Source organism: Nocardioides sp., assembly GCF_014360585.1.
In the GTDB taxonomy this organism is placed as follows: Bacteria; Actinomycetota; Actinomycetes; order Propionibacteriales; family Nocardioidaceae; genus Nocardioides.
Window position 1 is genome coordinate 1 of record NZ_JACIXG010000040.1, and the last position, 14,603, is coordinate 14,603.

Below are 14,603 nucleotides of genomic sequence, written 5' to 3' on the forward strand. Positions count from 1 at the left end.
ACCGACATCCCGCCATAGCCCGAGCTCGCCTGCCGGAAGCCTCGCATGCGGAACAGCTGCAGAGCGGCGGTGAACAGCGGCGGCATCTTCGACAGCACAGCCAGCGGCCTGGCCGCCTTCGGCGGGTAGTTGTCGAAGGCCTCGCACGCCACCAGCGCCAGCCGCGCGATGCGGTCGGTGCGGTCGGCGTTGATGAGGAACTGGCCACCGCCCCAGTCGTTGAGGACCAGGGTGACGTCGTGGAGGTCGAGCTCGTCGAGGAAGTCGCCGAGGATGCTCGCCACACCCTGCTGGCTGAGGTCCGCGTCGGGGTTCATCGGCTTGCGATGGCCTCCGAGCGGCAGCGTCGGGCGGAGGACCCGAAACCCGTCGAGATGAGGCATCGCGCGACGCCACAGACGGCCGTCCATCGGCACTCCGTGGAGGAGCACGAGGACAGGGCCGTCACCGCCGGTATCCTCGAAATCGATCGGACCGGCCGACAGCTGGACGCTGGGCATTCAGTGGGCTCCTCGAAGCAATGACGTGGGGTGCCCACACCTTGCCCCGCCGGCAACACCCGTGCAACGGGAATCGCCCAATTCCCCACGCATCCGGGTCTATCGCAGGTCTTTGGTCCCTGAAGCCCAGGGTCTTCCGATACGACCTGGGGTTTCTCGTGTCAGCTGCCGGGCTGCCGGCCTCAGAGTCCGACCGGCAGGTCCTCGGCGGCGGCGAACGCCTCGATCGTCCTGGCCGGGCCCCGCTCGTCGATCATCTCGACGAGGTCGGCGAGGTCGTCGCGGCGGTCTCGTGAGACCAGCCAGGCCATCAGCCGCTGGCCACGGGGGACGGTGGTCTCCTCGAAGGGGACGCCGGCGTCGTACCAGAACTCGAGGACAGCCTCGCGGAGCAGCGACCAGTAGCGGTCGGGGTCCTCGGTGGCGGGGTCCACTGCAGCCCGGAAGTGCTCCCACATGTCGATCGGGAGGATCTCGGTGCGCAGCGTCCGCATCAGCTCCGCGGAGCCGGTGGCCGCCACCAGCTCCACGGTCTGGCGCTTGGTGGCGATCCGCTCGACCAGGTTGGCGATCTGCGCGCGCTTCTGGGTGGCGGAGGACAGGTCGTTCCGGACCCGCCAGTCGTAGACGACGTCGGTGAGGACGTCGAAGCTCCGGGCGGCCAGGAACGCCTGCGTCAGCGCGACCTGGTCCTGGTAGCGGGTGCGCTCGGGGAAGGTGATGTCGTTGTCGGTCCAGAAGGAGCGCCGGAAGATCTTGTTCCAGACGAACACGTCCGCGAGCATCAGCGGCGCATCCTCGATCCGGCACTTGAGGCGCGTCCGGGAGTGGTTGCGGCGCATCAGCGGGGTGACGTACCTCCGCTCCTCGCCGTCGACGACGCTCACCCGCTCGGCGGCGCCGACCGCGAAGTCGGAGCCCGTACGCCGCAGCGTCCTCAGCATCGTGGTCCAGGCGTCGCGGGGCAGGATGTCGTCGGGGTCGACGAAGGTGAGCAGTTCACCGGAGGCGGCCTCGATCCCGGCGCGACGGGCGATGGAGACGCCGGAGTTGGGCTGGATGATCAGCTTGACCCGGGGGTCCTTCGCGGCGATGTCCTTGACGATCTCGGCGGACCCGTCGGTCGAGCCGTCGTCGACGACGACGACCTCGATGGCGCAGACCTCACGCAGGGGCTGGCGCAGGATGCTGTCGAGGCTGTCGGCGACGTAGTCGGCCACGTTGTAGACCGGTACGACGACGCTGAGCAGCCTCGGCTTGTCCTTCCTCCTGAATACCCCCACGTAAACGGAGTCTAAAGGGGTGCACATCACCGCACCGCCGCCATCGTGAGCGTGTCGACCCTGCAGCTGGCCGGGGCGATGACCTCGAACACGGCGCGCCAGGAAGGGGCCGTCGAGGTCGGGCCAATGTGGGGGCAATCGGTCACGGGAGGATCAACGCACATTCAGACGTGACGTTAGGCCGATCGCGGTGTCTCCGGGGTGAACTGGTGGTGATCGTTCGTCACACTGCGGCATGGTGAGCGTACGACGCGGCCATTTGTGCCCCGAAGGCTGCGTTGTCCCGCACCAGCGCGATGTTGGTCGCCAGCGAGTCGCCGCCGGTCAGCTCGACGATCCGGGCCAGCAGGAACGGGGTGATCTCCTTGCCGTGGACGTCACGTTCGTCGGCATCCGCGAGGGCCTGATCGATGTGTGCCCCGATCACCTCGGCCGGGATCTCGTCGCCGACCGGAACCGGGTTGGCGATGACCAGGCCGCTGGGGAGGCCGAGGTCCCAGGTGGCCTTCATGACCGCGGCGGCCTCGGCGGGTCCGTCGATCCGCAACGGCGCCGCGAAACCGGAGCTGCGGGAGTAGAAGGCCGGGAACTCGTCACTGCCGTTGACCAGGACCGGCACCCCGTAGGTCTCCAGGGTCTCCAACGTCAGGCCGATGTCGAGGATCGACTTCACGCCGGCACTCACCACCGCGACCTGGGTGCGGGCGAGCTCGGTCAGGTCGGCGGAGATGTCGAAGGACGTCGCGGCGCCGCGGTGCACGCCGCCGAGTCCACCGGTCACGAACGTCCTGATCCCGGCCATGGCCGCCAGGCGCATGGTGGCCGCGACCGTCGTTGCGCCGTGGAGACCGCGGGCGACGACGTACGGGAGGTCTCGGAGGCTGACCTTGGTCACCTCGGGGTCGGAGGCGAGGAGCTCCAGGTCATCCGGGGTCAGGCCGGCGCGCGGGATGCCGTCGAGGAGCGCGATCGTGGCCGGGACGGCGCCGTTGTCACGCACGACCTGCTCGACCTCGGTGGCCATCTTCACGTTGTCGGGGTAGGGCATGCCGTGGCTGATGATCGTCGACTCCAGCGCGACGACCGGGCGGCCCTCGGCGAGCGCGGTCTCGACCTCCTCGGTGAGCCGGACCTTCACGCCAGCTCCTCAGAGATTGCGCGGACAGGGCCGCCTGCTGCGCGTCGCGATACGGGCGCGCTGGCTGCGTTGTCGCCTCTCGACGGTGCAACCAGACCGCCTTCGAGGCTCCGCCTTGCCATCACACCCGTCTCGCGACGCTCGCGACGGCGCCCCCGCCCGCGCAATCTCTGACGAGGCTTTCGCTGAGGTCCATCCTGACGGTGTCGTTGGTGCCGCAGGTGAGCGCTGCCGCAGCGTGGCCGAACCGCGCAGCCTGGACGAGGTCGATGTCGCGGAGGATCTCGTGGGTGAACGCGGCGAGCATCGCGTCGCCGGCGCCGGTGACGTCGATGACGTCTGTCGGCACGGAGGGAAGCTCCTGGTAGACGTCGTTGTAGCTGATCACCGAGCCGCGGGCACCCAGGCGGACCCAGACGACGCCGACGCCGCGATCGTGCAGGGAGTGGACGGCCTTTTCGATCTCCGCATCGCTGTCGGCAGGCAGGTCGGTCAGCGCGGCCAGCTCGGCCTGGTTGGGCGTGACCAGATAGAGCTCGCGATCGGCGCGGATCAGCTCACGCGCCCGCTTCGCCTTCTGCACCGACACCGGGTCGAAGCCGACCGGCACGTCGAACTCGCGGGCGAGGTCGATCGCCATGTCGGCCGTGCGGACCGGGATGTTGCCCTCGACGAGCACACCGCGAGCGCCCTTGATCAGGTCGCGGGCCGCCTCCACGACCAGCGGGGAGAACTCGTCGGTCGCCGCCATGTCGGCCACCGCGACCACCAGCTCGCCGGAGGAGTCGAGCACGGCGTTGTAGGTGCCGGTGCGTACGTCTGCCCGACGTCGGACGTAGGTGCAGTCGACGCCTACGTCCTCGGTGTAGCTGATCACCTCGTCGCCGATCGGGTCGTCGCCGACGACCGAGACGAGCGCCACCGAGTCGCCGAGCCGGGCGAGGTTCTCCGCAACGTTGCGGCCGACACCGCCGGGCGAGATCCCCGCGGATCCGGACATGCTCGAACCCATCACCACCTGCTCGTTCGCACGAGCGTGGAGATCCATGTTGGAGCCGCCGATCACGACGATGTCTGGCGGTGCTTGCAGGTTCATCACTTGCATCGTAAGTGGGGTGCTCGGATCGCGCCCCCTCATAAAGTATGAACTTGGTTGTGCGCTTGGGTTTCCTTCAGCCGAGGAGCTCGCGGCCGACCTCGTCGACCGAGCGGCAGCCGACCAGGCCGAGGGAGAGGTCGAGCTCGGCGATCATGTGCTCGATGACTGCCTGGACACCGGCGGCGCCGGCGAGCGCGAGACCGTAGACGTAGGGACGGCCGAGGAGGACGGCGTCAGCACCCAGGGCAAGCGCTTTGAGGATGTCGGCGCCGGAGCGGATGCCGGAGTCGAAGAGCACCGGGATCCGGCCGTCGATCTCGTCGACGATGCTCGGCAGGGCGTCGATGGAGGCGATGGCGCCGTCGACCTGCCGGCCGCCGTGGTTGGAGACGATGATCCCCTCGACGCCGTGCTCGAGCGCGCGCCGCGCATCCGAGGGCGCCTGGATCCCCTTCAGCACGATCGGCAGGTCGGTCATCTCGCGCAGCCGGTCCAGGTCGTCCCAGATCAGGTCGGATCGGGAGAAGACGTCGAGGAAGGTCTCGACCGCCGCCCGGGCGTGGCCGGAGCGAAGGTTGTCGACGAGCCTGCCGGGGTGATGCTGGGCCATCGAGGCGACCGCCGACAGTGCCGAGGGGAGCTCGCGCAGTCCCGGCCGCACGCTCGTCCCGGGACCCGACGCGATCCCCTGCTCGACGAGCGCCCGGAACGCCGGGTCGGAGGTGTACTGAGCGATCCCGAGGCCGCGTGCGAAGGGCAGGTAGCCCAGATCGAGGTCGCGCGTACGCCACCCCAGCATGTGCGTGTCGAGCGTGACGACAAGCGCGTCCGAGCCGATGGCCTCGGCGCGGCGTACGAAGGACTCGACGATCGCCTCGTCCTTCGACCAGTAGAGCTGGTAGAGCCGAGGGGTGTCACCGAGATCCTCGGCGACCTCCTCCATCGGGACGGACGCCTGGGTGGAGATCATCATCGGGATGCCGGTCGCGCGAGCGGCGGCAGCGACCTCGTGCTCGGCGCGGGGATGGGCGAGCTCGAGCACGCCGACCGGCCCCAGCATCATCGGCGCCGGCATGTCCACCCCGAACAGGGTGGTGCGCAGGTCGCGGTCCTCGACGTTGGCGAGCATGCGAGGCACGAGCCGGAAGTGGTCGAAGGCCGCCGTGTTGGCGGCGACGGTGCGCTGCTGACCGGCCCCGCCGGCGACGTAGGCCCAGGCCTCTTCGCTCATCGCCTTCTGGGCCGCCTCGGCGAGTGCCGACGGCTCGGTCGGCACCACCGGCCGGTGGCCGAAAAGGCCCTTGCGGAAGATCGCGGACTGCAGGTCTCTGCCGATACTCACGCGGCGAAGGTTACTCGCCGGGCGGGATGTACGACGGCGAGCTCTGCAAGGGCTTACGCGCCGGTAACCCCTGCGGACCTTCCCCGTCGTACCCGGTCGCGCCTCAGCCGGCGCCGAGATCCACCATCAGGTGCGCGGGCAGTGCGGCCCCGGAGAGCGCCGCGATCAGTCGATGACACCGCTCCGTCATCTGAGTCGGCGTCACCTCCGGGTGGTCGAGCCACCAGGTGATCAGCGCGTCGACAGCGCTCATCCAGACGGCGGTCAACGCGGAGGCGTCGAGAGGATCGTCGTCGCCCACGAGCCTCATCAGCTCACCCACCCCCTCGACGGCGAGACGGGTGATCCGGTCGGTGTAGACGGCGCGGGCGGCCGCGACCTCGCCGTCGTCAGGCGCTGACGGATCGAAGAGGAGCCGCCACAACCACGGCTGCGGCTCGAGCGTACGGAAGAGACCGTCGAGCGTGCGCAGGCCCCGCTCCAGACCGACCGAGTCGTCGGCGGCGACCCGCTCCATCTCGGCGGCGAGGGTCTCGGCGCCGTAGTTGAAGCTGGCCAGGAAGAGACCCTCCTTGGAGCCGAAGTACTGATAGACCAGCGGCTTCGAGATGCCGGCATCGGCGGCGATCCCGGCGACGGACGCCTTGGCGAACCCCACGGTGCCGAAGACCTCGCAGGCGGCTCGGACGATCTGCAGCTCGCGGTCGGCGCGTGGGACACCCTTGGTTCCTGCGTTGGCCCGTGACATGCCCAGAAGTCTAGCGACGGCATATGACCCTGAGGTAACTTACTCCAAGGTCATATCTCAGGAGGTCCCCCATGAACGACATTCTCGACCCGCTGAAGAACCCGTTGACGTACGCGATCCCGTTCTTCGTGATCGCGATCCTCATCGAGCTGGCTGCGCTGAGATGGCTCGACCACGACGACAACCTGGCCGGTTACGTCTTCAAGGACGCCCGCACCTCGATCCTGATGGGCTTCGGTTCGATCGTGTCGATGACCGTGTTCAAGGTGCTGACCTTCGGGATCTATGCGGCGATCTTCGCCTACGCCTCGCTGTGGCAGATGCCGAGCACGTGGTGGGGCCTGGCGATCTCGGTCCTGGTCGTCGACCTCGCCTACTACTGGAACCATCGGTTCGTGCACCGGACCAGGGTCGGCTGGGCGGCCCACCAGGCGCACCACTCGAGCGAGTACATGACCTTCGCGACCGCGCTGCGACAGAAGTGGAACCCATGGTTCGAGTTCTTCTTCTTCCTGCCGCTGCCCTTCGTCGGCATCTCCCCGGCGGCGATCTACATCGCCTTCTCGATCAACCTGGTCTACCAGTTCTTCGTGCACACCGAGACGATCGGCAAGCTCTGGCGGCCGCTGGAGCTCGTGCTCAACACGCCCTCGCATCACCGCGTCCACCACGGCTCCGACCCGGAATACCTGGACAAGAACTACGCCGGGATCCTGATCGTCTGGGACCGTCTCTTCGGCACCTTCCAGCCGGAGCGCCAGCGCCCGACGTACGGCCTGACCTACAAGGTCGACACCTACAACCTGATCCGCCTCGAGTACGGAGCGTTCCGCGAGCTCTGGAACGACGTACGCAGCGCCGCCGGCTGGCGCCTCAAGCTGAGCTACGCCTTCCGGCCTCCGGGGTGGACGCCCGAGGAGACTATGCGGTCTTCCGCCGCCCCAGAATCTGCACGATGAGGAGGCCGAGGAGGCCGACGCCGACGAGCACGAAGCCCGGTGCGGCCACCTTGACGAGCTGCTGACCCTCAGGGGACGCGGGCTCGCTGAAGCTCACCTGCTGAGGCTCGGGGGCGATCACCTCGGGGAACTCCTTGGCGATCTCCGCCTGGAGCTTGTCGGTGTACTCCTGGACGCGCGGCTGGGTCCCGGCGGCGAGGATCGTGTCGCCCTTCTTCTGCACGAAGAAGTAGTAGTCCTCGTCGTCGGTCAGCGACTTCTTCTGGCAGACACCGGGGTTGAGCGTGACCTGGAGATTGCTGCCGCCGGCGACACCCTTGATCGGCTTGACGACGGTCACCGGGTAGACCACCGGGCCGCCCCTCTTGGTGGCCTTGCCGGGGCCGTTCACCCGCGCGTGGAAGACCATCGGCTCCTTGACCGCGTCGCTGAGCACGAACGCGGGGCACTTCGCGGGGGCAGTGACAGGCTCTGCCGTCGCGGGGGCAGGGCTCATCGTGACGATCGCCAGGGCGACCATTGCGACGGCTGCGAGGTACGGGGGGACGCGGCGCATGGCGACGATCAAACCAGTCACAGGCCGAAGACTCCAGCCAGGACCCGCGCGACACCGTCATCCTCGTGCCCGGGAGCGACGTGGGAGGCGCACGCGGTGACGCTCGGGTGGGCGTCCGCCATGGCGTACGACGTCCCGGCCCAGGTCAGCATCGGCAGGTCGTTGGGCATGTCACCGAAGGCGATCACGTCGGCGGCGGAGATGCCGAGCTCGGTGCAGACCAGCTCCAGGGTGGAAGCCTTGGTGACCCCAGGAGCGCTGATCTCGAGCAGCGGGAACGACGAGTGGGTCACGTTGACCCGCTCACCGACGACGGCCATCGCGGCCGCCAGCAGCTCGTCGGCGTCATCGTCGTCGTGACGGCGGCCGAGCAGCTTGATCAGCGGCTCGTCGGAGAGCTCCTCGATCGGGGCGACCCGCCTGGCGGGCCGGAGCGCGTCAGAGAAATGGGACGTGAACGCGGGCTCGCACGACCACCCCTCGAGCGACTCGGTCGCGAAGACGAGCCCGGGTACGTTCTCCTTCAGCGTCGCCGCCACCTCGGCGGTCAGGGTGGGCTCGATCAGCCGGGTGAGCCGGGGCTGATCGGTGGCGACGTCCCAGACCAGGGCGCCGTTGGACACGATCGCCAGCCCGACGCTGCCGATGTGCTCGAAGAGCACGCGGGTCCAGCGCAGCGGCCGGCCGGTCACGAAGATGACCGGTACGCCGATCTCCTCGAGCTTCACGAGGACATCGCGGGTGAAGTCAGAGACCGAGCCGTCTGCTCTGACCAGGGTCCCGTCCAGGTCGGTGGCGACGAGCTTCGGCGTACTCATTCTTCCATTCTGCCACCGGGCACCGGCCTGGCCATCACCAGATGCCCGTCCTCGTCGGCGCCACGGAGGTCGATGAAACCGCACTTGGCGAGCACCCGGAGGCTGGCGGCGTTGGCGGGCTCGACCGAGGCCCGGATGCGTACGCCCTCCTCGTCCGCGCATGCCAGCAGACCCTTGAGCGCCTCGGTCGCGAATCCCCAGCCACGCGCCTCTTCGACCAGGCCGTAGCCGACCTCGGCCTCCGGTTTTCCGTCCGGGGCGGCTTCAGGTGGCCCGAAGAAGCCGATCGAGCCGAGCACGGTGCTGTTGCGCACGATGTAGCGGGCGCTCCACAGGTCGCCCTCCACCCACATCGTCGCCGCGTCCCGGTCGTCCTCGCGCGGGAACTGCGGGTGCCAGCCCTGCGGCCGGCCGAGCCCGCCGTTCGGATCGCGGATGGCCTCGACGTCGGTGCGGGTCCACAACGGCAGCGTGAGCCGCTCGGTGGTGATGGTGGTGGGAAGGGTCACGAGCGCCAAGACTCTCAGAACAGCACTCTCAGAACCAGCGGGAGAGTTCCAGCGCCGCGCCGTCGTCGGCGACATGGGCCGTCACGGCGTCGGCCACCATCTGGACCTCCTCGGGGGCGTTGCCCATGGCCACGCCGCGACCGGCCCACTCGAGCATCTCGATGTCGTTGCGGCCATCACCGATGGCGAGCACGTCGGTCGGCTCGAGGTCGAGCTGGTCGCACACGTAGGAGAGGCCCGAGGCCTTGGAGACCCCTACCGGGGTGAGGTCGAGCCAGGCGGTGTAACCGACCACGTAGTCGATCCCGTGCAGGCCGAGCTCGCGCCCGAGGGCGATGAAGTCCTCGGGACTCGCGTCGGGGTCCCGGATGATCACTCGAGAGACCGGCTCGGCGACCATCTCGTCGATCGGCGCGATCAGGTGATCACCGTCGAGCTCACCCTCGGGGAACGGCCGGTTGAACCGGTAGCCCAGTCCACGGTTCTCGACCGCGACCAGCACGTTCGGACGCCTCTCCAGGATCTTCTCCAGCGCAGGACGGGCGTCGAAGGTCTCCTCGTGCACGACGTCGACGGGCGGATAGCGAAGCACCACCGCGCCGTTGGAGGCGACGATCCACAACCGCTCCGCGGCCTCCTCAGGAATCCCGAGGAGGTCGGCGATCCCGGTCATCGAATGGGCCGAACGGCCGGAGGAGAGCACGACGTGGGCACCGGCTTCGTACGCCCGGCGAACCGCGTCGCGCACCTTGTCCGAGAGCGCCTCGGACGGCGTGCCCCTGTCCTCGACCCAGCGCAGCAGAGTGCCGTCGATGTCGAGCGCGACAAGCTTGGGCTCCCAGGCGGACTCGCCGGGCCAGGCGGTGGTGCTCTCGGTCGAACTCACTTCTGGATCGGCTCCAGGACCTCGCGCCCGAGCCATTTCTGCAGGGCCTTCGGCACCCGCACCGAGCCGTCGGGCTGCTGATGGGTCTCCAGGACGGCGACGATGGCGCGGGTGACCGCGGTCAGCGTGCCGTTGAGCGTGGCGACCGGGGTCGTGCCTGCCCCAGAATCCGGCGCAGCCGCCCGCGCGCGAATGTCGAGGCGACGTGCCTGGAAGGTGGTGCAGTTGGATGCCGAGGTGAGCTCGCGGTACTTCCCCTGGGTGGGGATCCACGCCTCGCAGTCGAACTTCCGCAGCGCGCTCGGACCGAGGTCGCCCGCGGCGACGTCGATGACCTGGTAGGCGAGCTCGAGCTTGTCCAGGAACGCCTTCTCCCACTCGAGGAGACGCTGGTGCTCTGCGTACGAATCCTCGACGGTGGTGTAGACGAACATCTCCACCTTCTCGAACTGGTGGACCCGGATGATGCCCTTGGTGTCCTTGCCCGCCGAGCCGGCCTCCTTGCGGAAGCACGACGAGAAGGCGGCGTAGCGCAGCGGGAGCGTCTCGGGGTCGAGGATCTCGTCGGAGTGGTAGGCCGCCATCGGCACCTCCGAGGTGCCGACGAGGTAGAGGTCGTCGTCCTCGATCTTGTAGACGCCGTCGTCGACCTGGTCCAGGAAGCCGGTGCCGGCCATGGCCTCCGGGCGGACCAGCGCGGGGGCGATGACCTGGGTGAAGCCGGCCTCACGAGCCTGCTCCATCGCCAGGTTGATCAGCGCGAACTCGAGCTCCGCGCCGACCCCGGTCAGGAAGTAGAAGCGGCTTCCGGAGACCTTCGCGCCACGCTCGAGGTCGATCGCGCCGAGCATCTTGCCGAGCTCGACGTGGTCACGCGGCTCGAAGCCCTCGGCCTCGAAGTCACGGGGCTTGCCGACCTTCTCGATCAGGACGAAGTCGTCCTCGCCACCGGGCGGAGCGTCGTCGGCGATGTTGGGGATGGCCTTGAGGGCCGCCTTCCACTCCTCCTCGGCGACGCCCTGCGCCGCCTCGGCCTCCTTGACGGCGGCCGCGAGGTCCTTCACCTCGGCCAGCAGCTGCTGCTTCTCCTCGCCCTTGGCCTGGGCGACCTTCTTGCCCATCTGCTTCTGCTCGGCCCGCTTGGCCTCGAAGTCGGCGATCGCCGCGCGCCGGGCGCTGTCCGCAGACAGCGCCCGGTCCACCACGTCAGAGGACGCGCCGCGGCGCTGCTGCGAGGCACGTACGCGGTCGGGGTCTTCGCGGAGGATGCGCGGGTCGATCATGCGGCAAGGCTAGTCGACCGGCCACCAGATCTCACTTCAGTAACGGACTGTCACCAGTAGACCGGGCTGGTCTTGCCGCACGGGCGCAGGAACGAGCGGTAGACCGTCCGGTTGGGGAAGTCGTAGCGGTAGGAGTCGTTGGTGTAGTAGGTGCCGCTGGTGTAGGTGATGTACGCGGCCGAGGTCCCGTACGTCTTCGGGAAGCCCGAGGTGTTCGACGCCGTCGAACGCGATCGCTTGCTGGAGATCCAGCCGTGGATCACCGGGTTCGCCAGGGAGCCGCTGGTGGTGATCGTCGCCTGCCTCCAGCCGGTGCTGCGCTTGTTGGTCACCGTGTAGCGGATCGACTGGCCGCCCCGGACGATGACGCAGGCGTACCAGTTCGCGGTCGCGGTCGCGGAGATGATCGTGCCGCTGCCGGACATGCCCGCCTTGATCTTCGACCACGTACGCGACCCGACGATGCCATCGGCCGCCAGACCCTTGGCCTTCTGGTAGTCCTTCACCCGGGCGGTCGTCGCCGAACCGAACGAACCGTCCGGCTTGAGCCCGCCGAGCACCTTCTGGAGCAGCTTCACGCAGCTGCCGGTGTTGCCGGGACGTACGGTCTTCGGGCTGCTGATCGTGCAGCTGACCGCTGCCTCCGCGGGCGCCGTGCCCGCGTCCAGGCCGACCAGTCCGCTCGTCGCCACGGCCGCCGCAGCGACCAGGCCGCCAATGCGCAGTCGCATCGATGTCTTCACTTGGATGGAGCTCCCTCTGGATCGGTTCGCATGCTTCAGCACGCCAGGCGCATTCTCGCGATCCGCGGCGACGCCCGAACCCGTACCTTTCCCGTAGTCACGGGCCGGCTCCGGCGACTAGGGGATACGCACCCGCCGCTCGACCGAGACCGAGCTGTCCCGTCCGGTGCCACCGTCGCCGTAGTCGCGACCGGATCCGCCGAGCAACCGATCGTTGCCGGCGTTTCCGTAGAGCGAGTCGTTACCCGATCCACCCTCGAGCCGGTCGGATCCACCGAGGCCGATCAGCTTGTTGGCACCGCCGTTCCCCCGCAGGACGTCGGCGTAGTTCGTGCCGGTCAGCCGCTCGAAGGTCAGCAGACGATCCGATCCCGCCCGGGTCGACTGGACCGCGGTCGTGTTGAGCGCGACCCGCACCCCGTTGCGTACGTTCGAGAACGAGACGGTGTCGGTGCCCGAACCACCCTCCGCGCGGTCGTTGCCGTGCCCCGGGAAGATCGTGTCGTTGCCTCCACCACCCAGCAGTACGTTGGCAGCGCCGTTGCCGACGAGACGATCCCCGTAGCGGCTCCCCTTCAGGTTCTGCATCCCGGCGAGCGTGTCGGTGCCGTCACCTCCAGTGGCGCGGGACATGGTCACGGTGACTGGGTTGCGGGCAGTGACGTACGAAGCCGTGTCGGCACCCGAACCTCCATTCAACGAGTCGCTGCCGGCGTTGCCCGCCAGCAGATCATCGCCACTGTCACCGCGGAGGGCGTCCGAGCCGATCCCGCCCTCCAACGTGTCGTTGCCGGCGCCGCCCTCGATCGCGTCGTTGTCGGCGTCACCCTTCAACCGGTCGTTGCCACCGCCGCCGAGGATGCGGTCGCGACCAGCCTCGCCGACAACGGTGTCCGCACCCTCCCCGGCACTCACGGTGTCGTTGCCGGGGCCAGCCTTGACCGAGTCGTTCCCGTCCCCGGCGTCGATGCGGTCAGCAGACCCGACGGTGGGGCTGTAGTAGTCCTCGTCACCGTAGATCTCGTCCACGCCGGCCTTGCCGAGGATCGCGTCGCTGCCTGAGCCTCCGGTCAGGCGGTCACGCCCGCCGCCGCCCTGGATGAGGTCGTTTCCCGACCCACCGTGGATGCGATTCCAGTCGGCGGCTGAGCCGTAGATCTTGTCGTCCCCGGCTCCGCCCTCGGCGTTGATGCGGGCCGAGCCACCGTGGATCGTGTCGTTGCCGTTGCCACCGGACATATAGGCGCCGAACTGACCGCCTCGGATGGTGTCGTTGCCGTCCTCGCCGTAGGCGTTCTGGGCGCCGGTCTCTGAGTGTCCGAGGCCGATGATGTCGTCACCGAGCCCACCCCGGATGTCGGCAGCGGCTGCCACGGCGGTCAACGTGTCGGTTCCGTCGCCCCCGTCGATCGTGTCGTGACCGAACTGTCCGCCCGTGATGGTGTCGTTCCCGGCATCGCCGTGGAGCTCGTCGAAGTCGTCTCCGCCGTACGGGTTCGGGGTGATCGTGTCGTCACCTCCATCACCATGAAGCACGTCATCACCGCCGCCGTCACTCATGACGTCGTTGCCGTCCCCGCCGCTCGCAGCGTCATTGTCCGCACCGGCTTCAATCGTGTCGGCACCAGCGCCACCGCGGAGCTCGTCGTTTCCGCCCCAAGCCCGAACCGTGTCGTCGCCTGCACCGGCATCGATCTGGTCGGCGTCGCGCCCACCGTCGATCGTGTCATTCCCGTCACCAGCGTCGACACGATTGGCACCCCTACCGACGTCGAGGATGTTGTTGCCCTTGGTGCCGGTGATCACGTCGGCATGATCCGTTGCCTCGAGCGCTTCGAACCCTGCGAAGGTGGCGTCCCAATCGGTAACGCCTGATGTCATGTCGAGGTGGATCCCCATTGCGGATTCGGAGAGGCTGAGGGTGTCGATCGCGTTGTCCACCGAACCAGCGTCGATGAGGTCGCCGCCCGCACCAATCGCCCTCACATGGATGTAGTCAGCCCCGCTTTCACCCTGAATGACGTCCGCGCCGAGCCCATTGCTACCCGAGTAGGCACCATCGTCACCGTCACCCAGGTAGATCTGGTCGTCACCGGATTCGTTGTGAACGATGTCGTCACCGGCCCCAGCGTGGACCACGTCATTCCCTTCGCCGCCGCGCGCGATGTCATCACCGTCGCCACCCCAGAAGGTGTCGTTGCCGTCGCCGCCCTCGAACCAGCCTGCACCGGCCTCGACGTAGTGAACGTCGTCGCCCTCGCCGCCCTTGGCAGCGAACTGTTGCCTCGTGGAGCGGATGACGTCATTCCCTGGCCCCGCGTCGATGCCACCACTCTCACCGATGATCGTGTCATTCCCGTCTCCCGCCTCAACACGGTTCCCGTAGGCGGCGTACACGACATCGTCGCCCGCGCCCGCCGTGATCGTGGCCATGCCCGACCCTGCGGCGCAGATGATGTCGTTGCCGCCGAGCGCGTCGACGGAGAGATCGTCCGGAACAAAGATCACGTCATCGCCCTCGGTTGGGACCTGCCCCTCGACCGAGAGGTCGACGGTGACGGGCTTGCCGCCGCACTCACCGTCCGCCGCGGCGGCGGAGCCGGCGAGGAGTCCACCGACGCCGAGGGCGACGGCGGGGACGGACAACAGCCCGACAAGGGCGTACGAAGAAGCGCGAGCGCGCATGAAAGACCTCACAACAACGAAGGACCGAGAAGGAGCCGGCGCCGACCCGAATCA

The 14,603-nt window shown here is 68.4% G+C and carries 14 protein-coding genes; 1 reads left to right on the forward strand and 13 read right to left on the reverse strand.

The features are described 5' to 3' along the window. The 6 genes from H5T77_RS14460 to H5T77_RS14485 all read right to left on the reverse strand — a co-directional run. Positions 1 to 500 (reverse strand): alpha/beta fold hydrolase (locus tag H5T77_RS14460; protein ID WP_292650354.1); only part of this gene is annotated, 500 nt, incomplete at its 3' end. Between the two features lie 182 nt (positions 501 to 682). Then, the gene (locus H5T77_RS14465) at positions 683 to 1,783 is read right to left on the reverse strand and encodes a glycosyltransferase family 2 protein (protein WP_292650356.1); all 1,101 of its coding nucleotides are present in this window, start codon (positions 1,781 to 1,783) and stop codon (positions 683 to 685) included. Positions 1,784 to 2,006: 223 nt separating this feature from the next. Continuing rightward, positions 2,007 to 2,921 carry a pseudouridine-5'-phosphate glycosidase gene (locus H5T77_RS14470; protein ID WP_292650357.1) on the reverse strand — a complete coding sequence of 305 codons (915 nt, stop codon included), beginning with the start codon at positions 2,919 to 2,921 and terminating at the stop codon, positions 2,007 to 2,009. A 121-nt stretch (positions 2,922 to 3,042) separates the two neighbouring features. Next, complete coding sequence (locus H5T77_RS14475; protein ID WP_292650359.1) at positions 3,043 to 4,017, reverse strand: carbohydrate kinase family protein; 975 nt, start codon at positions 4,015 to 4,017, stop codon at positions 3,043 to 3,045. 76 nt (positions 4,018 to 4,093) lie between these two features. Beyond that, positions 4,094 to 5,362, reverse strand: a complete 1,269-nt coding sequence (locus H5T77_RS14480; protein ID WP_292650361.1) for an alpha-hydroxy-acid oxidizing protein — start codon at positions 5,360 to 5,362, stop codon at positions 4,094 to 4,096. 103 nt (positions 5,363 to 5,465) lie between these two features. Next, entirely contained in the window at positions 5,466 to 6,110 is a 645-nt protein-coding gene (locus tag H5T77_RS14485) for a TetR/AcrR family transcriptional regulator (protein WP_292650363.1), read from the reverse strand. A gap of 71 nt (positions 6,111 to 6,181) precedes the next feature. Between H5T77_RS14485 and H5T77_RS14490 the strand changes: the two genes are divergently transcribed. Beyond that, entirely contained in the window at positions 6,182 to 7,069 is an 888-nt protein-coding gene (locus H5T77_RS14490) for a sterol desaturase family protein (protein ID WP_292650365.1), read from the forward strand. Here the strand turns inward: H5T77_RS14490 and H5T77_RS14495 are convergent. From H5T77_RS14495 to H5T77_RS14525, 7 genes are all read right to left on the reverse strand, one after another. After that, positions 7,032 to 7,646: a hypothetical protein gene (locus H5T77_RS14495; RefSeq protein WP_292650366.1), complete on the reverse strand. Its 615-nt coding sequence runs from the start codon at positions 7,644 to 7,646 to the stop codon at positions 7,032 to 7,034. The two genes, H5T77_RS14490 and H5T77_RS14495, sit on opposite strands and share 38 nt — an antisense overlap. Further along, positions 7,643 to 8,443 (reverse strand): HAD family hydrolase, encoded by an 801-nt coding sequence (locus H5T77_RS14500; protein WP_292650368.1) that lies wholly within the window; start codon positions 8,441 to 8,443, stop codon positions 7,643 to 7,645. The genes H5T77_RS14495 and H5T77_RS14500 overlap by 4 nt, the downstream gene beginning before the upstream one ends. Further along, positions 8,440 to 8,952 (reverse strand): GNAT family N-acetyltransferase, encoded by a 513-nt coding sequence (locus tag H5T77_RS14505; protein WP_292650370.1) that lies wholly within the window; start codon positions 8,950 to 8,952, stop codon positions 8,440 to 8,442. Before H5T77_RS14505 ends, H5T77_RS14500 begins: the two co-directional genes overlap by 4 nt. 28 nt (positions 8,953 to 8,980) lie before the next feature. Then, complete coding sequence (locus tag H5T77_RS14510; RefSeq protein ID WP_292650372.1) at positions 8,981 to 9,838, reverse strand: HAD family hydrolase; 858 nt, start codon at positions 9,836 to 9,838, stop codon at positions 8,981 to 8,983. Beyond that, a complete protein-coding gene (gene serS, locus H5T77_RS14515; protein ID WP_292650374.1) occupies positions 9,835 to 11,121 on the reverse strand; it encodes a serine--tRNA ligase in 1,287 nt (428 codons plus the stop codon). The genes H5T77_RS14510 and serS overlap by 4 nt, the downstream gene beginning before the upstream one ends. A gap of 50 nt (positions 11,122 to 11,171) precedes the next feature. Further along, positions 11,172 to 11,852, reverse strand: a complete 681-nt coding sequence (locus tag H5T77_RS14520; RefSeq protein WP_292650376.1) for a peptidoglycan-binding domain-containing protein — start codon at positions 11,850 to 11,852, stop codon at positions 11,172 to 11,174. Positions 11,853 to 11,981: 129 nt separating this feature from the next. Next, on the reverse strand, positions 11,982 to 14,549 hold the full coding sequence (locus H5T77_RS14525; RefSeq protein WP_292650378.1) for a calcium-binding protein: 2,568 nt from the start codon (positions 14,547 to 14,549) through the stop codon (positions 11,982 to 11,984). Positions 14,550 to 14,603 lie beyond the last annotated feature (54 nt).